This window comes from Archangium violaceum Cb vi76 (genome assembly GCF_000733295.1).
Taxonomy (GTDB): Bacteria; Myxococcota; Myxococcia; order Myxococcales; family Myxococcaceae; genus Archangium; species Archangium violaceum.
Genome location: NZ_JPMI01000378.1, coordinates 1 through 18584 on the forward strand (window position 1 = coordinate 1; position 18584 = coordinate 18584).

General features: G+C 67.0%; 16 protein-coding genes and 1 pseudogene. 8 read left to right on the forward strand and 9 right to left on the reverse strand.

Annotated elements, in window-relative coordinates:
- Positions 1-358, reverse strand: a pseudogene (locus Q664_RS46165) (kelch-like protein); the annotation flags it as partial.
- Positions 359-645: 287 nt separating this feature from the next.
- Positions 646-2502 carry a vWA domain-containing protein gene (locus Q664_RS46170; RefSeq protein WP_063934883.1) on the reverse strand — a complete coding sequence of 619 codons (1857 nt, stop codon included), beginning with the start codon at positions 2500-2502 and terminating at the stop codon, positions 646-648.
- A gap of 88 nt (positions 2503-2590) precedes the next feature.
- Between Q664_RS46170 and Q664_RS53675 the strand changes: the two genes are divergently transcribed.
- Together Q664_RS53675 and Q664_RS62485 are read left to right on the forward strand one after the other, a co-directional pair.
- Positions 2591-3403, forward strand: a complete 813-nt coding sequence (locus tag Q664_RS53675; protein ID WP_152622751.1) for a hypothetical protein — start codon at positions 2591-2593, stop codon at positions 3401-3403.
- Between the two features lie 91 nt (positions 3404-3494).
- Positions 3495-4055, forward strand: coding sequence for a CDP-alcohol phosphatidyltransferase family protein (locus tag Q664_RS62485; RefSeq protein ID WP_052519547.1), 561 nt, complete (start codon positions 3495-3497; stop codon positions 4053-4055).
- Here the strand turns inward: Q664_RS62485 and Q664_RS46185 are convergent.
- Positions 4036-4698: a phosphoribosylanthranilate isomerase gene (locus Q664_RS46185; protein WP_043412193.1), complete on the reverse strand. Its 663-nt coding sequence runs from the start codon at positions 4696-4698 to the stop codon at positions 4036-4038. The genes Q664_RS62485 and Q664_RS46185 overlap by 20 nt on opposite strands.
- A 4-nt stretch (positions 4699-4702) precedes the next feature.
- A complete protein-coding gene (locus Q664_RS46190) occupies positions 4703-5290 on the reverse strand; it encodes a TIGR02265 family protein (protein WP_043412195.1) in 588 nt (195 codons plus the stop codon).
- A gap of 177 nt (positions 5291-5467) precedes the next feature.
- On the opposite strand from Q664_RS46190, the gene Q664_RS46195 reads away from it, so the two are divergent.
- The 3 genes from Q664_RS46195 to Q664_RS46205 are packed head-to-tail and all read left to right on the forward strand — an operon-like array spanning position 5468 to position 8262.
- Positions 5468-5947, forward strand: coding sequence for a hypothetical protein (locus Q664_RS46195; protein WP_043412196.1), 480 nt, complete (start codon positions 5468-5470; stop codon positions 5945-5947).
- A gap of 5 nt (positions 5948-5952) precedes the next feature.
- Positions 5953-7797: a radical SAM protein gene (locus Q664_RS46200; protein WP_235217155.1), complete on the forward strand. Its 1845-nt coding sequence runs from the start codon at positions 5953-5955 to the stop codon at positions 7795-7797.
- 15 nt (positions 7798-7812) lie between these two features.
- Positions 7813-8262 carry a hypothetical protein gene (locus Q664_RS46205; protein WP_043412200.1) on the forward strand — a complete coding sequence of 150 codons (450 nt, stop codon included), beginning with the start codon at positions 7813-7815 and terminating at the stop codon, positions 8260-8262.
- Positions 8263-8555: 293 nt separating this feature from the next.
- Here Q664_RS46205 and Q664_RS46210 read toward each other — a convergent pair whose 3' ends face one another.
- The 4 genes from Q664_RS46210 to Q664_RS46225 all read right to left on the reverse strand — a co-directional run bounded on the left by Q664_RS46210 (position 8556) and on the right by Q664_RS46225 (position 14703).
- Positions 8556-9500 (reverse strand): phosphotransferase, encoded by a 945-nt coding sequence (locus tag Q664_RS46210; RefSeq protein WP_043412202.1) that lies wholly within the window; start codon positions 9498-9500, stop codon positions 8556-8558.
- A 210-nt stretch (positions 9501-9710) separates the two neighbouring features.
- Positions 9711-11942 (reverse strand): KGGVGR-motif variant AAA ATPase, encoded by a 2232-nt coding sequence (locus tag Q664_RS53680; RefSeq protein WP_052519548.1) that lies wholly within the window; start codon positions 11940-11942, stop codon positions 9711-9713.
- Positions 11939-12574, reverse strand: coding sequence for a toll/interleukin-1 receptor domain-containing protein (locus Q664_RS46220; RefSeq protein ID WP_043412204.1), 636 nt, complete (start codon positions 12572-12574; stop codon positions 11939-11941). Before Q664_RS46220 ends, Q664_RS53680 begins: the two co-directional genes overlap by 4 nt.
- 107 nt (positions 12575-12681) lie before the next feature.
- Positions 12682-14703, reverse strand: coding sequence for a M3 family metallopeptidase (locus Q664_RS46225; protein WP_200883872.1), 2022 nt, complete (start codon positions 14701-14703; stop codon positions 12682-12684).
- Between the two features lie 345 nt (positions 14704-15048).
- On the opposite strand from Q664_RS46225, the gene Q664_RS46230 reads away from it, so the two are divergent.
- The 3 genes from Q664_RS46230 (at position 15049) to Q664_RS46240 (ending at position 18206) form a co-directional block, all read left to right on the forward strand.
- Positions 15049-15846, forward strand: coding sequence for a hypothetical protein (locus Q664_RS46230; RefSeq protein ID WP_152622752.1), 798 nt, complete (start codon positions 15049-15051; stop codon positions 15844-15846).
- Positions 15847-15849: 3 nt separating this feature from the next.
- A complete protein-coding gene (locus tag Q664_RS46235) occupies positions 15850-16848 on the forward strand; it encodes a Gfo/Idh/MocA family protein (RefSeq protein WP_043412215.1) in 999 nt (332 codons plus the stop codon).
- A gap of 404 nt (positions 16849-17252) precedes the next feature.
- A complete protein-coding gene (locus tag Q664_RS46240) occupies positions 17253-18206 on the forward strand; it encodes a terpene synthase family protein (RefSeq protein WP_043412218.1) in 954 nt (317 codons plus the stop codon).
- Here Q664_RS46240 and Q664_RS46245 read toward each other — a convergent pair whose 3' ends face one another.
- Positions 18207-18551 carry a thioredoxin family protein gene (locus Q664_RS46245; RefSeq protein WP_043412220.1) on the reverse strand — a complete coding sequence of 115 codons (345 nt, stop codon included), beginning with the start codon at positions 18549-18551 and terminating at the stop codon, positions 18207-18209.
- Between the last annotated feature and the right edge of the window lie 33 nt (positions 18552-18584).

The following is an 18584-nucleotide window of genomic DNA, read 5'->3' on the forward strand; positions in this document are numbered from 1 at the left end:
TGCCGCTCGCCCAGTAGCCGCCAGAGACGAGCACCTGGCCCGTGGGCAACAACGTGGCGGTGTGGCCGTAGCGAGCCGAGGCGAGGGAATCGGTGGCACTCCAGGCGCCAGTGGCCGGCTCGTACACATCCACGCTGGTCAGGGCTTCGCCCTCTCCGTAGCCGCCAGAGACGAGCACCTGGCCCGTGGGCAGCAGCGTGGCGGTGTGACGCTCGCGCGTCCTGCGCAGGGAGCCGGTGGTACGCCAGCCCGGAGTCGCCGCGGTGAGGGTGTTCCGGGCGGAGGAGATGCCAGGGGCGCGCTCCGACTCCGGGTCCCGGGATTCCTGTCCCGCGTTGGGGCTACAACCGAGAGCCACACAAACACATATCAGTGAAACCCACCACGAATCCGACCTGCTACCGGGCTGCCGCTCTGCTCCCTCGCGCATACACCTTCCCCTCGGTGAAATGGACAAGCACTCGAGGAGCGCGCCTCTCGTGCCCGTGGGCCGAACCCAGGACGCTCCTGGGTTCCCCCCCTTCAGCGGCGCGGGGAATAGCGCTTCGACAAAAGAATGCAACCGTTCACTGAGGCGGGCGGAGCAACACGAAAGGCACACGCGATGACCCACACCCCCAGCGGGGTTGGAGGCCGCACACGGGCTCAGTGCGCGCCGGGTGCGCCGTCCCGCCGGGCCACGTTGTTGCTCAGCGAGCGGGCGCGCTTCAGCAGGGACACGAACTCCTCGCGCTCGGCGTTGCCGGCGGGCGTGGCGCCCCGGGCGATGTCGAGCACCTGCTCGAAGCTCCAGCGCTCGGCGTGGGGGCTGTGGCGGAGCAGCTCGGCGGCGCCCATGACGGCGGTGGCGAAGCGCAGGTCCGCGGAGGCCTCGGGGAAGGAGGCCGCGAGCGCCCCGGCGGGGAAGCGGTACGCGCGCTCCGAGGCCTTCTCGCCCCGGGGCCGCCTGGCGCGCAGGCGCACGGTGGCGAGGCCCTCGCCCGCGCCGGGCTTCAGCTCCAACTCATAGAGCGCGGTGACGGTGTGGCCGGAGCCGATCTCTCCCGCGTCCACCTTGTCGTCGCGGAAGTCGCGGTCGGCGATGTCCCGGTTCTCGTAGCCCACCAGCCGGTAGCGTGCCACCTGGGCGGGGTCGAACTCCACCTGGAGCTTCACGTCCTGGGCGATGACCTCCAGGGTGCCGCCGAGCTGCTCCTGGAAGATGCGGCGCGCCTGCAGCAGCGAGTCCACGTAGTAGTGGTTGCCATTGCCCTTGTCGGCGAACTGCTCCATGAGCGTGTCCTTGTAGTTGCCCATGCCGAAGCCCACGGTGGTGACGGTGATGCCCTCCTTCACGTGGCCGCGGATGAGCTCGAGGATCTCCTCGTGGGAGGAGGGGCCCACGTTGGCGTCGCCATCGGAGAGGATGAGGACGCGCGAGAAGGAGTGGCCATCGAGCGTCTTCATGGCCTGCTGGTAGGCGAGCTGGATGCCATTGGACATGGCGGTGGAGCCGCTGGCGGTGAGGTCCTCGATGGCGGAGTGGATGAGGGCCTTGTGCTCCAGGCCGGTGGGAGGCAGCACGAGCTTCACGCCGCCCGCGTAGGTGACGAGCGCCACGGTGTCGCCATCGCGCAGGTTGTCCACGAGCATGCGCAGGGAGCGTTTGGCGAGCGGCAGCTTGTCGGGGGACTGCATGGAGCCGGAGACGTCCACCAGGAAGGTGAGGTGGGCGGGCTTGCGCTCGGAGACGCTGAGGCGCTTGCCCTGGACGCCCACGCGCAGCAGGTGGCGGCCGGGGGTGAAGGGCGAGGGCGCGGCGTCCAGGTGCACGGCGAGCGGGGCGCCCTGGGGCTCGGGGTAGGTGTAGCGGAAGTAGTTGAGGAACTCCTCCACGCGCACGGCCTCGCGGGGCGGCGGCGTGCCCTCGAGGAGCTTGCGGCGCACGAGGGTATAGGAGGCGGTGTCCACGTCGATGGAGAAGGTGGACAGCCGGTCCTCGGCGGTGGTGACGAAGGCATTCACCCCATGGTCGCGGTACTGCTCGGTATTGCCGGCGAGCGGCTCGGAGGAGCGGGTAGTGGGGATGCGCGCGCCGCCCTTGCCGCCGCTTCCGTAGGACGAGACACCAGCGCCCCGGCCCCGGGTGCCGATGGAGCCGATGCCAATGACGTCACCGCCTCCTCCGCCCCCGCCGGCGCCCTTGAGGCCGAGCCCACCGAGTCCCTGGGCGGTGCCACCGCTGCCAGCGCCGAAGAGATTCGCGGCCGCGGCTCGGGCCTCCGCCGAGGCTCGGGGCGCCGCGGACGGGGCAGGCGCTGGAGGCGGAGTCGCTGGAGGTGAATCGGCCGGGACCGTCGCCGGGGCCGCTGGCGCCTGGGCCTTCTCCAGGAGCGGCTCCAAGCGCTTCAGCGTCGATGAGGGCGCCGGTGGCTCCTCGGAGCGCTGACATCCTCCGAGCGTCCAGCTTCCAACGGTCAGCGCGCACACGACTCCCGTGACGGCGAGGGAGCTTCGCCTCATGGACTGCCTCCAGGGTAGGTGGGGTTCGTCTCTCGGAGGCCTTGGACAACGGCGCGCGCGGCGGGTTCCCGGGTATGATGGAGGCACCGTGCAACGTTCACGTTCCGCCCTTCACGCCCCTGACACCACTGGCGAGCTCCTGAGGGAGCTCCCCGCGCCGGTGAGCCAGGCGGAGCCGCCGTCCCCGCGTGCCCTGCTGGAGGAGGTGCGCTCGCCGGGCGCGGCCCGCGCCGAGGTGGATGCGTTGCTGAGCGGGCTCATGAGGCCCCTGGGGCCCGGGGAGAGCGCTCGCGAGCGAGCGGACCTGCTGCACGAGATTCTCGGGGACGAGCAGATCCGCGACTACACGGGCAGCGGCGGGCGCAAGGTGGAGCACGTGGCGGTGCTGCAGTTGGTGGAGCTCGGCTTCCCGTACGCGCTGGAGGTTCCTCCGGAGCAGTACGCCCAGGCACGTGCGGCGTCCGGACACCACGTGGTGACGCGCCGGGAGGGGATGAACCGCGGGATGGGTCTCGCGGCGACCACCTTCGTGGGCGCACTGGAGTCGCTGCCCATGCTCTTCTTCGCGCTCGATGGCAAGCCCACGGAAGTGTCGTTCGCGCTGGTCTGGATTCTGGGAGTGGCCCTCACCTCCTTCGTGCCGGCCGCGTTGGCGGAGACCGGGCCGGTGGTGAGCAGGGACTGGTTGCGCACCCTCCTGAAGGTAGCGGTGGTGCTGCCGGCGCTGCCCTGGCTGGCGGCCGCGGCCCTCATGGTGGTGGGGTCCCTCCTGAGCGGGGCCTTTCCGTATGTGCTGCTCGCCTTGCTGCCCCTGGGAGTAGGGCTGTTGCGCCTGAGCGGAGCGAAGTGGCTGTACGGCTCGTCGGCCGACCAGGCGCGGCCGGAGCCCAGGAAGGAGTGAGCATGGCCATCCGGGGCAGGAACCGCCTGGCCGGTTGCCCGCCCCTGGTGCGGAATGCAAGGCGCGGGAGGCATTCCTACCTTCCGGGGGTATGCGTCGACAAACGAGCCTGGTGCTCCTCAACGGGCTGTCGCTGAGCCGTCTACCGTTGGCGGGTGTCTTCGTGTCGACGGAGGATCCGCTGGCCCGGGCGGGACTGGTGGCCGGAGCGGCGCTGACGGACTTCCTGGACGGGTGGATCGCCCGTCACCGGCACCTGGAGTCGTACTGGGGTGCGCTCATCGATCCACTGGCGGACCGGGGCTTCGTGATGGTGGCGCTGGCGGCCTTCGTGGCGGAGGGGAAGCTGACGCCGGTGGAGTTCGGCACGCTGGTGGTGCGCGACGTGGCGACGGGGGTGGGCTTCGTGGTGGCGCGCTTCCTGCCGAGCTTCCGCCCGGTGAAGTTCCAGGCGCGGATGCTGGGCAAGGTGGTGACGACGCTGCAGTTGGGGGCGCTGATGTCGGTGCTGGTGGCGCCGAAGTGGGTGCGGCCGTTGGTGGCGGCGGTGGGAGTGACGTCGCTGGCGGCGGTGGTGGACTACACGGTGGCGGTGTGGCGGAAGCGGGTGCGCCCGGACCAGGCGAGCCCCATCAAGCGCGCAACCGTGTGAAGAACCGCGCCAGCTTCTCCGTATCCAGCCTGCCCTCCGTCCGCACGCCGCTGCACAGGTCGAGCCCGAAGGGTCCCACCTGACGGATGGCCTCGCCCACGTTCTCCGGGCGCAGGCCGCCGGCGAGGAACACGGGCACGTTCACCTGCTCGCGGATGCGCCGGCTGATGCTCCAGTCGTGGACGCGCCCGGTGCCGCCCAGCTCCTTCACCGCGAGGGCCTGATTGCCCGAGTCGAGCAGCAGCGCATCCACGTGGGGCGCCACGCTCAGGGCCTCCTCGAGGGATTCCTCTCCGGTGACGTGGATGACCTGGACGAGCGAGATGCCGGGCATGGCGCCGCGCAGGTCCGCGTAGGTGCCGGCGGTGAGCCGGTCACAGAGCTGCACGGTGTTGGTCCGGCAGCGGCGCTGCTGGGCGATGATGTCCCGGGCGTCCTGGCCGCACGTGAGCAGGAAGGTGCCGATGGAGGGCGGGACGGTGGCGGCGATCTCCGTGATGAGGGCCTCGGAGATGACGCCGGGCCCGCTGGGCATGCTGGAGACGAGCCCCAGCGCGGAGACCCCGGCGCGGATGGCGGCGCGAGCCTCCTCGACGCTGGAGATGCAGCAGACCTTCACTCGTGGGGTGCTGCTCGCTTCCATGGAGTCACCACTCCACGTGGACGATGAAGTCGCTGCCGGAAGGGTTCTTCACCTCCACGCGCACGCGGGCATGCACCTTGGCGGCCTTGAGGAGCGCCTGCTCCACGACGCCCTGGGTCCACGCGGGGCCGAGGAACTCCCCATGGCAGATGAGCTTGCCGGAGCGGGGACCCACGCGCTCATAGGCGCGCTCGCCAAAGGCGGAGACGGCCTTGTAGGCGGCGGGGGAGCTGGCCATGAGGCGGTGGGGCTCGTCGCCGGACAGGAAGGACATCATCTTGCCGGCCTGCGAGTCGAAGAAGTAGTTCACCGCGGCGCGGCCGAACTCGGCGATGGAGTCGTCGTAGCTGCGCGCGCTCGTCTTGTTTCGCTTCACGCCGAGGTCGACCAGCTTGAGGAGATCGGCCACGGGGTAGCGGAAGAAGCTCACGATGTTACGCGAGCCGAACACCTCCCGGCGCACGGTCTCGGCCTCCGTGGGGCCCAGCAGCCGCTGGAGATTCTCCATCGAGCTGTCGAAGAACATCCCGAGCAGCACATCCTTCTCGGTAGCGGCCCGGATGCGGAGTTGGAGCGCGTCACTGCTATCCATGAAACCCCCTGCGGAAACAGGGGGGTGCCTACCACCAAGGTGGGGCCGCGCGCCAGCGGGTGCTGACGCCCACGCGCATCCGCCCATCTACCGAGGGCGGGGAATCGTGCTCACGGCCTCCATTTGGTCCCTCTGGGGGGAGTTGTTAGGCTCGGACCCGATGGAGCGGGAGCAACCATGGATCGCAAGAAGTTCGCTCTGATCAAATACGATCATGGCGAGCCGACGAGCTTGAGCGGTGCCCGGTGGATGTGGATCGTTCTCGTCCTGGCCGCCGCCGTGGGCGCATTCTTCGTCGTCTTCCCCGCGGGCCTCGTGCTGATGATCGTGGCCTGGATCATCGCCCAGCAGCCCAAGCGGCTCTACGTGGGGCCCCGCTACCTCATCTGCGGCAGGAAGATCGTGTACTACGCCAACATCCAGAAGGTCTCGATGGAGGACTCCGGGAGACGGCTCGTGCTCAAGTCTTCCACGGGCAAGGTGCTGGTGATTGAACAGGACAGGTTCCAGACGGGTGCCCGAAAACCCGAGAAGATCTTGGCCAACAAGGCGGCCCGCTTCGAGAAGGTGGCGCAGAAGATCGTGAAGCACGTGCGCCGCGCCGCCCCCCAGGCGGTGCTCACGGGCGTGAAGGACCTGCCCGCGACCGGCACTTGAAGTCCGTGAACCCCGCCATGACCGCGCTCCAGCTGAAGCCCCAGCGGGACTACTCCCGTCACATCCACCTGCTGTACGTGCCCACGCTGGGCTGCAACCTCGGTTGCAGCTACTGCTATCTCGGGGACCAGACCACCCGGAAGACGCTCAAGCAGGACGCGGCCCGCGCCACCGCCACGTTGCGGCACGCCCTGGAGGCCTTCGAGGCGGCCGGGGTCCTCGCCTTCAACGTCTCGCTGCACGGGGGCGAGGTCACCACGATGCCTCCGGCCGTGCTGGAGGAGCTCTTCACGCTCATCCGTGGCTACTACATGGGCCACTTCGACGCGCTCTCCGCGCTGGGGCAGCCGAAGAGCGTGCCGCACATCAAGACGAACCTGTACCGGTTCGAGCCGCTCTACGACTTGTTCGTGAAGCACAAGGTGTCCATCAGCGCGAGCATCGACCTGCCGCTGTCCATGCACGCGAAGCATCGCACCACGCGCGGCGGGGCGAGCTGGCTGGACAAGACGCTGGAGAACCTGCGCCTGCTGGCGCGCTATCCGCACGCGAAGAAGATCTCCGCCACCCTGTGCGAGGAGCACCTGGCGGACATCCCGGCGATCATCGAGGACATCTGGTTCATCCATCGAGAGCTGGGCTTCGACATGAACCGGTTCAACGTGATGTTCGCGTTCGAGTCGGAGCTCAACGAGTCGCACGAGGTGAGCAAGGGCAAGGCTCCACTGACGCAGGCCTCGCCCGCGAAGCAGATGGAGCTGTACCGGGCGCTGAACGAGGCCTTCTCGGGCACGGAACTCGAGGAGGGACTGCGCCGCCACTGGTTCGACGAGTTCAAGCCGTCCTATTGCACCAGTGCCTTCAATTGCGGCGAGCGCTTCTTCCTGCTGCAGAGCGATGGCTCGGTGTACTCGTGCGTGCGGGGACAGGGGCTCGAGGAGCTCCACTACGGCAACGTGTTCACCGACTCCGTCGAGCAGATTCTCGCCACGGGGGCCCGGAAGGTGAGCGCGCTGCACCAGGCCCATGGCTTCGACGCGAGCTGTCAGGGCTGTGGCCACCTGCGCCTGTGCAGGACGGGTTGCCCCGCGGTGAAGCTGCAGATGAAGAGCGCGAAGTCGTACACGTGCGATCTGCAGAAGGCCATCTACACGGACAGCCCGCGCTCGTTTCCAGCGGACCCGCCCGAGGCGCAGCAGGACTACGCGCGATGGTACGCCCGCAACATGCACCCGCGGCTCGCCTTCGCGGAGGCGCCCGCTCCGAAGCCCGGGGTGCTGCTGCCGAACGATCTGTACGAGGAGAAGAACACGCTCCTCGCGTTGATCGAGGAGGACGAGACGTTGAAGGCCCTCTACTCCAGCGAGGCCTTCGTGCTGGAGATGGGGGACGAGCGGCTCCCGCTCTCATCCCAGTTGCTCAAGCGCGAGCGCTCGTTGTTCACGCTGACGAAGGAGGACCGGCTGCGGCTCCATGTGCGCCGGGACGTCTTCCAGAAGGCGTGCCCGGAGCCCATCCGCAACACGCTGTATCTGCAGATGCTGCGGGATACACCGGTGGTCTACGGGGACGAGAAGCGCACGAAGCAGGAGCATCTGTTCACGTACCAGCTCCATTTCCAGTGCCTGGAGCCCAGTGACACGCTGGGGGAGGAGTACGTGATGGCGGACCTGGGGGGAGTCCTCCACCTGCATCGCGGGCTGTACCTGCCGGGGGTGACGAACAATCTCTTCGTCACGACGCAGTACCTGCGCGAGTATCACTATCAAAAGCAGAAGAACAACGCGTTCTATCACATCCAGGCCATCAACCTGCCGTTCCAGAACTTCGAGTTCTACTATGTGCCCTGAGGAAGGAATCCCGGCGTGAATCCCCAGGAGATGGCGCGAACCGCGCACACGGTGGAGTGCTTCCTGAATGCCTTGCGGCTGGAGGACGGCCCCGCCCGGACGCAGATCGAGGAGTGGCTGGTGAACTGGCTGCTGACGGAGGAGGCCCCGAAGCCTCATGCCATCTACAGCCGGGCCAACATCCACTGCTATGCGGGGGACAAGCTCACGAGGAGCTTCTCGCTGCCGCAGGTGATGGAGAACCAGACCATCTGGTGCGACCGCAAGAAGCTGTCGATCATCGACCCCCAGGCCTACTCGCGCTCCGGGCATCTCGTCATGATGGGCACGGCGGGCCTCATGTTGGCCATGCCCGGTGGCCCCGAGGAGCCCGAGGGCAACCAGCGTCCGGGCGAGGCCAGGCAGAGCAACAACAACAATAATAATAACAACAATAACAACAATAATAACAACAACAACGGCTGACGCCCTCACGCGGCCGCTCCGGGCACGGTCTCGCCAAACTTGTCCAACAGTTGGACAAGTTCGTGAAGAGCGCGGCCGGGAGGTGGGCAGAACCGGAGGGCGTGACTTGCGTCCAAACCATGCGAAGTCATTCCGTGCAGGGGGGAGGTCCCGGCCGCGATGGGGAGCAACTGGTCCGATTGTTGGACCAGTCGGCACGCCGCGTGGCCGGAAGGCGCCCCGTGCTCCTGCATGAGCACCCCTGAACGGACTTGCTTCCGCTGGCTTGGGGTGGGGACACGCTCACCGGCCGCTCAGCTCAACCCGCCCGCGAAAGGCATCGTCCGCCAGCGCTGGAGCGCGGGCGCGAGCCCCTCTGCCAGCATCGGCAGTTGTGGCACGAGAGCGTGGCAGGCGGCCATCTGAAGCATCCCCGCCGTCTCCATGACGCGCAGGACCGCCGGGTCGAGAGGCCTCACGCCCGCCCGCTCTGCCGCCGCGTTGTAGACAGCGGCTCCCTCCAGGCCGAGGAACGCGAGATCCCATTCAGCCGGGCCGAGGGTCACCTCCTCGAAGTCCGCGTAGCGCACGCCCGAGGCCGTGCGGAGGATGTTGTACGACGGTGCGTCGCCGTGGATCGGCTGGATGCCGACGTTCGGGAACGCCTTGGAGAAGCCCTCGCGCGACGAGAGCACGGGCTCGAGCACAGCCCACTCGCTCCGAGCCCTCTCGAGGTCCGCGGGAGCCAGCAACCCGGGGTTCTCCTCCAGGCGCGCGAGGAAGGTGGGCACCGCTGTCATGGGGGCGAGGAACGGGAGCTCGCCCGGGTAGTCGCGCAGCGCCGCATGCAGGTCGGCCGCGAGCGCCGCCTCGGCGATGAAGTCCGGTTGCCGCGATGCGTCGACCTCCACGAGCTCCCAGAACGTCATCGAGAGGCCGTCCCGCTGCACGGGCTCACGAGGGACGAGGGGACTGGGGCGCACGATCGGGAGCCCCCGGTCGGCCAGCCAGGTCACCACGGCCAGTTCTCGCGCCTGACGCGCGACCACTGAGGCCACGTCTCGTCCGGGCGGCAGCACCACGGGGACGCGAACCACCACGGGTGATGGCGCCAGGTGCACGACGACGGAGAACACGTCATGCAGGACCTTCGGGGTGGTCACCTCGAGTCCGAGTGCGCGGCCCGCGCTCGTCGCCGCGGCGACGGCACGTGCCTTACGGGCCTCGATGTCGGAGGGAGTCAGATGCTGGATGGTCATTCCGTCACGGCCTTCTTCAGGGGGGGTCGAGAGGCGACGGGGAAGGGGGCCCACGCCTGACATGAGGCGTGGGCCCGGAGCGGAGGATGTCTACTGCGCGTCGATGTAGGCGCGGTAGGCCTCGAAGGCGTAGGGACGGCCGAGGAAGTCCTTCACCAAATCCGCGGCGGGTTTGGAGCCACCGGATTTGAGAATCAGGCTTGCACCTTCTCAATCCGGGAATCTTCCCTCCAGCAGAGTGCGGATGTCGGCGGGAACGGCGGAACTCATGGCCTTTTCCCATCCGAATTGCCAGAACAGGTTCTGTGCTGCTTCGTAAGCAGCGTCATACAGGTCGGAATCGCGAGCGATGACCAGATCAAAGGTCCAACTGGGCAACCGGCTGATATTATGTCCAAGAATGAAGCCAGCACGGCGCGGATTGAAGATGCGGAGTGAGCGTGCTTGCAGCCCCTCCCATCGGTACTTGATGGCCAACCTCCCTTGGTAATCGAGCCGGTTGAGCAAATTGCGTGCGAAGAGCAGGGGCTTGACGATGTCCATCAACGCCCATTCCACGGACAGGGTTCCCTTCGGAGAAGGCTGTACAGCTGATGTTTCGATGTAATCCTCTTCCATTCCTTGCCGTTGCATGAAGTCGCCAGAGAACAACATCATCCAGAAATGGAAGCGCTTCGTGACAGGAAACCTGGCATGGGTGTCCACCAATTGGAGCCCATTCTTGAGGACTCTTCTGAACGCATTGGTGGAATTCCAATCATGGGGAAATTTGGCGCCCCCTCCGCCCCTCAGTTCCACGGTGCATTCGTGGATGAGGTTCACCACCTCGGAGGGTTGAGATAGCTCGATGGGCACGGAGTCTTCCGGCCCGATGGCCACATCCTTGACGGCCATTCCAGGTGGGCATCCTTGAGCTTCAGCGTCCTTGGGCAATTCAGCGAATACGGACTCCAGGTGGAGGAACGAAGCAGCACCGCCCCTTGCGTTCTCCTTCCTCCAACTTGCGGAATGACTCGTACGAACGGCCTGGGCGAGCCGGTTGATTTCTTGGGATATGTCGGCCCAGGCTTCGTCTTGGTCGCTGTAGCTGGTAACAGGCTTGTCGTGTGACGGCAGCATGGGCAACCGTGCGAAAGGGGTTCCTTTCCAGAAAACGGGCCTCAAGAGAACGGGTCGCACCAGGGCCTTGCCTTCCAGTTGGCGCTCCAGGGCCCGCTTCATCTCGACTCCCTGGGCATAGTCAGACGCCAGGAAGTCCGCACTGAGGAAGACCAGGATGATGTCCGCCTCCTCGATGTGGACATCCAGCTCGGTCCTCCAATGAGTTCCCTTGGTAACCGCACGATCCCGCCAATCGCTGATGACTCCTTGTTGCTGCAGCACTCCCAGGTGGGACGTCAGTTGTCTCACCAGCTGCCCATCTCTGGCTGAATAGCTGAGGAACAGCTGGACGGGTTTCTGGGCATACGCGCCCTCTTGTGTCGCAGGGGGCTGCATCGGCGTCACCTTCCACGCCGCTGAAACATAGGAGTCCCGGTTTCTCACCAGGAGATCGGTTCCATCCAACCCATGGGCAAGCAGCGCGGCGAGCGTCTCGAATGAGAAGGAGATCTGTTCTGGATCCTTGCCGTCCTCTTCTAGCACCGGCAATTCCTCGCCGAAGCTCCAATAAGGGACGTAGGGGATACGGGTGTGGTTGAGCAGTTCCGGGACCGAGACTTCCTTGCTGGTCCACTCCGCGAAGATGGGCTCCAGCTTCTCGGCGAACATCTTCAGCCAGTCCTGTGCCCGCGTGTACTCCACGCGCTGCTCGAAGCGGGTGGAAACAGGAAGGGCCAACAGCCGTCCGCGGTCGTAGGCGAAGTCGTTCCGCCCTTCCAGCGCGCTGCGCCAGACGTCGACGATTCCCTCCAGGCTCTGATGGTTGGCCGTGAACAACAAGACGAGCTGATCAGGCAGCTGGATGGTGCAGATGCCGCCGATGTCTGTGATGCCCGTGCGGCTGTCGATCAGGACGAAGTCGTAGCTCTCCTTCCACTCGTCGCGCATCTGCTCGAGGAAATCACCCAGAGCGTGCTTCTCGTAGAGCGAGGCCCAATCCAGATCCTGGATGCGGCGCTTGTAAGTGTCGTCCTGGATACCCGCGGGCATCAGATGGAGCGGCAGTCCAGCGCTGCCGAGTTTCAGCTCCACCACGTACTCTTGCCAACGCGGTTTCCTCTCCTCGACATGGGCGTGGATCAACTCCACGACCCCCGGGTTCTGGGGCTGTTGGAGCCACTGGTGGAAGTACCTGTCCAGGCCGGGCGCCTCCAGGTCCCAGTCGACACAGAGGACCTTGTAACCCCAGCGGGTCAGGAGCGTGCCGATGTTGGCCAGCGCCTGGGTGCGGCCAACTCCGCCCTTGTAGGAGTAGAACGTGATGACTCGACCTGTGCTCATGGGAGCCTCGGCACTGGAATGGTCGTGGCGGAGCTGACCTCTGGGATGTCGATCGGCCAGTTGTCCTGCCACGGTGGCGCCTCGAGGATGAGTTTCGAGAGCTCTTCCGTCAGCTTCATCATTTCCTTATGGAATCCGATGATCTTCTTGGATTGGGCAAAGACCGGATCCGGGATCGACCACTCCCTGAGATCCCGGTACAGAATCCCTTGGGTGTAATCGGGGAGGAGCTTGCCGTCCGAGAAGAGGACGGGATACACGAGCCGACGATCCGGATGGCTCTCTGTCCGGTATCCGAGCAGTTGCTCGCGTTTCAGCATGCTCTTCAGTTCAGCCACGCACCAGGGCGAGCGGAAGTATTCCGCCGACCACACGGTGACGATGCAGCGCGAACTCTTCAGTGCCTCCTGAAGAACCAGTGGCCACTCCTGCCCGGTTTCTATCTCCCGGGTGTCCATGAAGATCCTGGGCGGGTGTGGCAGTGCCTCACCCAGCAAGCCCTCCAGCCGCTGGTAGAAATGGTTCTGCACCCAGTCCAATGCTGGCCATTTGCGGCGGTAGCTGAGGAAGACGTCGTATTGGTAGTCCCCGGACATGGCGGGCAGGCGGACCTCCAGCAGGCGGCCCACCATATAGCAGCCCCACACGGCCAGGTCTGGTGGCGGGCAGGCGAGTTGCCACAAACTTCATCGAGACCGAGAACGGCTGTGCCGTCCTCGGCCCCGGTTCATCCCCGGCCCTACTGCTGGTCGATGTAGGCGCGGTAGGCCTCGAAGCCGTAGGGTCGGCCGAGGAAGTCCTTCACCAGCTCCGCGGCGGGCTTGGAGCCACCGGGCTCGAGCACCGTCTTGCGGTACTTCATCGTGGTGGCCGTATCCAGGTAGCCGTTCTTCTGGAACTCGGTCTCCAGGTCCTTGGCGATCACGAGCGACCACACGTACGTGTAGTACGCGGCCGAGTACCCCTTGAGGTGCCCGAAGGCGAGCTGGAAGTGCGTGCCGTCACGGTACTCGTGGCGGAACGGGCTGAGCTTCTCCTGCTGCTTCTCGAGCGCCTCCGTGGTGTCGAAGCCCGGCGCGCGCGAGTAGTAGTCCAGCGACACCGCCGCCAGGAACATCTGCCGGCGCGTCCACAGGCCCTTGCCGAACTCCTTCGAGGCCCGGAGCTTTTCCACCATCGCGGCCGGAATCACCTCGCCCGTCTCATGGTGGCGGGCGAACTGCTGGAGGATGGCGGGGTGGGTGGCCCACTGCTGCAGCAGCATCGAGGGCGTCTCCACGAAGTCCCACTCGGTGGCGATGCCCGTGATTCCCTTCCACTGCTGGCGGCCGGCGAAGACGTGGTGCAGCAGGTGGCCGAACTCGTGGAAGAACGTCTCCACCTCGTCCTGCGTCATCAGCGCGCCCGTGCGCGGGAAGTTGCAGACCAGCGCGCCCTCCGGATAGCGCTTGCCGGCCTGGCCCGCCACGAGGTCGAACTGCGCCGCGTGCTTGTACTTGTCCTCCCGCGGGTGCATGTCCAGGAAGATGCGGCCCAGCAGCGTGCCGTTCTCCATGACGTCATAGGCCTCGACGTCCGGGTGCCACACCGCCGCGTCCTTCACCGGCACGTAGGTGATGCCCCACATGCGCGAGGTGATGTCCATCACCCCCTGCTTCACGCGCCCGTACTCGAAATAGGCCCGCATCGCCTGCGAGTCGAAGCCGAGCTTCTCCGCCTTGAGCCGGTCCTCGTAGTAGTCCTGGTCCCACGGCTCCACCGTGGTGGCCTTGGGATCGTCCTTCTGCTTGCGTGCGAGCAGGTCCGCGTACTCCTGCTTCGCACGCCGCTCGGCGGTGGCTGCCACCTTGTCGATGAAGTCCGCGGCCACCTGCTGGGTGCGCGTCATCTTCGTCTCGGTGACGAAGGCGGCCCAGGTGGGGTAGCCCAGCAGCGTGGCCAGCTCGTGGCGCTTCGCGATGAGCTGCTCGAGCACCGGCTGGTTCTTCGGATGGGCACGCTGACGATAGGTGCGCCACACCTTCTCGCGCGCCTTGCCATCGCGGGCGTACGTCATGAAGGGGAAGTAGTCGGGGTAGTTGGTGGTGATGACCACCTTCCCGTTGGCGCCCGGCTTGTGGCCGTCGATGAAGTCCTGGGGCAGGCCGATGAGCTCCTTCGGGTCCAGCTCTACCTTGCGCACGTCCTCGGAGATGTTCTGGGTGAAGGTCTGTCCGAGCTTGAGGATCTCCTCGTTGAGGGCCTTCACCTTCGCGCGGGTGGCGTCATCGCGGTCCACGCCGGCGCGGCGGAACTCGAGCAGGGTGCGCTCCATCCAGTAGCGGGTGGGGGCATCGGCCTGGGAGAGGTCCACGGCGGACAGGGCGTCATAGACGCCACGGTCCTGGGAGATGTCGACGTTGAGGGCATCGGCCTTCTGCTCGCAGGCGCGGGCGGCGTCGCGGAAGGCGGCCTGGGGGTGGACCTCGCGGGTGAGGCTGGAGCGGTTGAGGGAGGCGCCGAGCGCGGCGGTGGCCTCGTCATAGGCCTCGAGGATGGCGCGGCCGTCGGAGGCCTTGAGGGATTTCAGGGAGGCAATCTGGGCGCGGGCGCGCTCCAGGTCGGCGGAGCAGGCGGCGTTGAAGGCCTCGAGGGTCCCCGAGACGAGTTTGGAGCCCTCGGGAGGAGGAATGGGCTTGCGGGCTTCGGCCTGGACGGAGGAGGTGGGCTCGGGCTTCGTCACGGTCGAATGGGCGCAACCGGTCGCGCCCAGGGCGGCCATGAGGGTGAAGGCGGTGATTCTCAAGACGACTCCTTGGGGAAACAGCGGGGAAACGGAGGGCGGAATGTATCCCCGGGAGGAAGAGACCGCAGCCGGAAGCAGGCCGGGGGGACAGCGAGCACACAGGGAGACAGCGAGGACACAGGGAGACAGCGAGGGCACAGGGAGACAGCGAGGACACAGGGAGAAGGGGGCCACACTGTCCGCATCTTCCCTCGCCCTCCGGGAGAGGGACGGGGTGAGGGTGCCGGGCATCCCGGGTTCCCACCCGAGGACGTCTCCGCTCCACCCGGGTGCACGAGGCGCTAGGCTGGGCGCCCCCTGACCCACAAAGGCGTGGTGACCGTGAACCAACGACGTGGCGCGTGGCTGTGGCTCTTCTGTGTCCTCGGAGTGGCCTGGAGTTGTGACCCGAATGCCCCCGACACCTCGTCACCTGGCACGGGGCCGGGAGTGCGCGCGTGTGGTGTGGATGGCGTGCTGCTCTGTGACGACTTCGAAGGGGGGGCGCTGGGGAGTGTGCCCAATGCGTCGACGTGGCAGGTGCAGATCTTCGAGCAGAAGGGCCACATCGCCATCGACAGCTCGCAGGCGCACTCGGGCTCGAAGTCGGTGTACGTCAACGGCATGGGCACGGGCAATTACCGCTCGGTGTTGTTCTCGACCACGGCGCCCTTCCCGCCGCAGCACAACAGCTTCTACGCGCGGGTCTTCCTGCGCTCGAAGAACGGGATGGGCGAGGGCCACAGCACGTATTTCGGAGGAGGCTCGGAGGACAACCAGCGCATGGTGCGCATTGGCTTCCACCAGTACGTGCTCGAGGCGAACCTCATCCACCCCGGCACGGAGTACGAAGTGCTCTCGGGCCCGTGGGGCCAGCCCTCGCAGGGCATCCAGCTCCAGGCGGGGAAGTGGCACTGCGTGGAGGCGCTCTTCGATGGGGCGCGGCACGAGCTGCGCGTGTGGTTCGACGGGAGCGAGGTCTCGGACCTGCACACGACGAACTGGAACAAGAACCTGAGCACCTGGTCGCCGCAGTATGGGAAGGCGTGGTTCGGCTTCGAGACGTACCACGGCGAGCAGGATGAGCTCTGGTACGACGACATCATCATCGGGACGCAGCGGATCGGCTGCGGCGGATAGCGCATGCGGATCGGCGTCATCGGAACGAAGTGGGGGCTGATGCACGTCGGGGCCTTCCGCGCGGCGGGGGCCGAGGTGGTGGCGCTGTGCGGCCAGCACGAGGCGCACACGCGCGAGGTGGCGGACCGGGAAGGCATCGCCCTGGCCACGGCGGACGTCCGCGAGCTGTGCGCGGCGGTGGACGCGGTGGTGGTGGCGAGCCCGGACGCGCTGCACCGGGCGCACGTGGAGGCGGCACTGGACGCCGGGTGCGCGGTGCTCTGCGAGAAGCCGCTGGCGCTCACCCATGAAGACGCCGCGGCCCTGGTCGAGCGGGCCCGGTACGCGAAGTGTCCCTGCGTGGTGAACTTCCCCTACCGGATGTTGCCGCCGCTGCGGGCGCTGAGGGCATGGCTGAGGGAGCACAGGGCGCACCACCTGGTCATCACGGTGCGCAACGGCTTCGTCCCCACGGAGGTCCTGGAGCCCGGGGCCCGCGTGGGGCGCTCGGCGGACTTCGGAGGCGTCTCGCACCTGCTGGACGCGGTGCTGTGGCTGACGGGGGCCTCGCCCTCGTGGGTGCAGGCGTCGCTGTCGGGCCGGCCGGTGCACACGGCGGCGCTCCAGGTGGGGCTCTCCAGCGGGGCGGTGCTGGTGCTGACGCACGCGTCCAGTCCGGAGCCGGGGCTTCATGGCGGCTGGTCTCTGCTGGGCGAGGACTGGGAGGCGGGCTTCTCCGGCGGCTTCATCCCCGCGCGCGAGGGGTGGTGTGTCTCGCCGGTGCGCTGCTTCGAGTCCGGTGCGTGGTGGGATCTGGCGCCCGGACTGGAGCCCCGGCCCGGCGAGCGCGAGCCCTGGGCCCAGGCCCATGTGGAGACGGCGCGGCGTTTCCTCGGGATGCTCGGGCAGCCGCCACGGGTGGACGCGGAGCTGGCCTCGGTGGAGGAGGCGGCCCTGGTGCAGCGCATCCTCTCGGCGGCCCTGGCCTCGGAGGACGGCGGCCGCCGCATCCTGCTGGACTGAACGCGCGCTCCTTCCTTTCAGTGCCTGACAGCGGGAGTCCCGTGACTCCTCTTCGGGTTGCCGTCACTCCCACCCGCCGTCAGCTCTCTGTCGCTCCTGGTGATTGAGGAAATGAGACCCCCGAATAGCGACAAAATGCGACACCAGGGTACACTGGGGCGGAAATGAGCTCCTGGCGCTCTCATGGAGGCCTTGAATACGGGCTTTCCCTGACAAAAAAGGAATATGTTTTACAGTCCTGATTCAGCATTATAGTCTCACTGCCCGAGAGTCTCTCCCAGGGTGCCCCCGCCCGCCTCGAGGTTCCGATGCTTTCCGTTCTCCCGTCCGGTTCCGCCGCGTTTCCCCCGTCGCAAGAGGAGACGCTGCTTCGAGGGCCCAGCCTGTCGACACTGAGGCTGCCCGTGTCCTGGAGCTCGGAGCCGAGCCTGCACGCGAGGGCGATTGACCGGGCCACGCGGACGCGGGTGCTGGCGGTGAAGCTGTTGCCGAGGGTTCAGCCGGTGGTGAGGCGCTTCGACGCGAGCCAGTTCGGCCTGCTCACGGCCTACACCTATCCGCGGGGCACGCGGGAGCGGCTGGAGGTCTGCAACGACTGGCACGTGTGGCTGTTCCTCTTCGATGACCAGGCCGACGAGCAGGAGGAGGTGGGCCAGCGTCCGGAGTACCTCCAGGAGTACGTGGAGTCCTGTCTGAAGGTGTTGCGCGGAGGCCCCCTGCGCGCGCGGGCGACGCCGTTGGAGCGCTTCACCCGCCACCTGCGCGAGCGCATGGGCAGTCTGGCGAGCGAGGTGTGGTTGGAGCGCTTCACCCGGGACGTGGAGGACTATCTCTACCGGGGCACGCTCCCGGCGGCGCGTCACTGGGCGGAGGGCACCGTGCCCGAGCTCGAGCCCTACATCGAGCAGCGCTCCATGGACTCGGCGATGTACACGGCGTTGGACCTGGTGGAGTTCGCGCACGAGGGGCAGGAGCTGCCCGAGGCGCTCTTCCAGCAGCCGCTCGTCCAGCGGCTGCGGCACCTGTGCGCGCGGGTGGTGGGGCTGACCAACGACCTGTTCTCCTTCGAGAAGGAGGTCCTCTGGCACCGCAACCCGAACAACTTCGTGCACGTGCTGCGGGTCAACCAGCGGCTGGGGCTGGAGGCGGCCATTCACGCGGCCATCGGTGTCATCAACGCGGACACGGACGCGTTCCTCGCGTGTGAGGAGGCGCTGCTGGAGCAGGGGCCGGTGGACCCGCGTGTCCTCTCGTACGTGGAGGGGATGAAGGCGTGGATTCACGGCAACGTGCGCTGGTCCATGGTGACCGGGCGTTACAGCTCGCAGACCTCGCCCTTCCCCGAGCTGCGCCGCTAGTCAGGCCCTGGGCAGGTGGTCGCGGATGACGCCGAGCCAGTACTCGCGCCCGTAGTACTGGCTCATCTTCCCGAGCAGCTTGCCATCGCGGAACAGCAGGAAGGTGGGGATGCCGAAGAGGCCGAAGCGCCGGGCCAGCTCCTCGTGCTCGTACGCGTTCACCTTCACCACGCGCATGCGGGCGCCCTCGAGCTCGGAGAGCAGGGAGGGCTCGGCGGCCGCGTAGATGTCGCAGTTGGGGCAGCCGGGTCCCCAGAAGTCCACCACGACCAGCTCGTCCTTCGGCTCCAACACCAGCGCGTCGAAGTTCTCCGTCGTCGCGTCGTAGCTCACGGGATGTGACATGCGCCCGTGACTAACGGCACCGGGCGCCCGCTT

Excerpts from the sequence above, each read along its gene's own strand:
- Q664_RS46170 (WP_063934883.1), bottom strand. The coding sequence starts at position 2,502 with ATGAGGCGAAGCTCCCTCGCCGTCACGGGAGTCGTGTGCGCGCTGACC.
- Q664_RS62485 (WP_052519547.1), top strand. The coding sequence starts at position 3,495 with ATGCGTCGACAAACGAGCCTGGTGCTCCTCAACGGGCTGTCGCTGAGC.
- Q664_RS46185 (WP_043412193.1), bottom strand. The coding sequence starts at position 4,698 with ATGGAAGCGAGCAGCACCCCACGAGTGAAGGTCTGCTGCATCTCCAGC.
- Q664_RS46190 (WP_043412195.1), bottom strand. The coding sequence starts at position 5,290 with ATGGATAGCAGTGACGCGCTCCAACTCCGCATCCGGGCCGCTACCGAG.
- Q664_RS46195 (WP_043412196.1), top strand. The coding sequence starts at position 5,468 with ATGGATCGCAAGAAGTTCGCTCTGATCAAATACGATCATGGCGAGCCG.
- Q664_RS46210 (WP_043412202.1), bottom strand. The coding sequence starts at position 9,500 with ATGACCATCCAGCATCTGACTCCCTCCGACATCGAGGCCCGTAAGGCA.
- Q664_RS53680 (WP_052519548.1), bottom strand. The coding sequence starts at position 11,942 with ATGAGCACAGGTCGAGTCATCACGTTCTACTCCTACAAGGGCGGAGTT.
- Q664_RS46220 (WP_043412204.1), bottom strand. The coding sequence starts at position 12,574 with ATGGTGGGCCGCCTGCTGGAGGTCCGCCTGCCCGCCATGTCCGGGGAC.
- Q664_RS46225 (WP_200883872.1), bottom strand. The coding sequence starts at position 14,703 with ATGGCCGCCCTGGGCGCGACCGGTTGCGCCCATTCGACCGTGACGAAG.
- Q664_RS46235 (WP_043412215.1), top strand. The coding sequence starts at position 15,850 with ATGCGGATCGGCGTCATCGGAACGAAGTGGGGGCTGATGCACGTCGGG.
- Q664_RS46245 (WP_043412220.1), bottom strand. The coding sequence starts at position 18,551 with ATGTCACATCCCGTGAGCTACGACGCGACGACGGAGAACTTCGACGCG.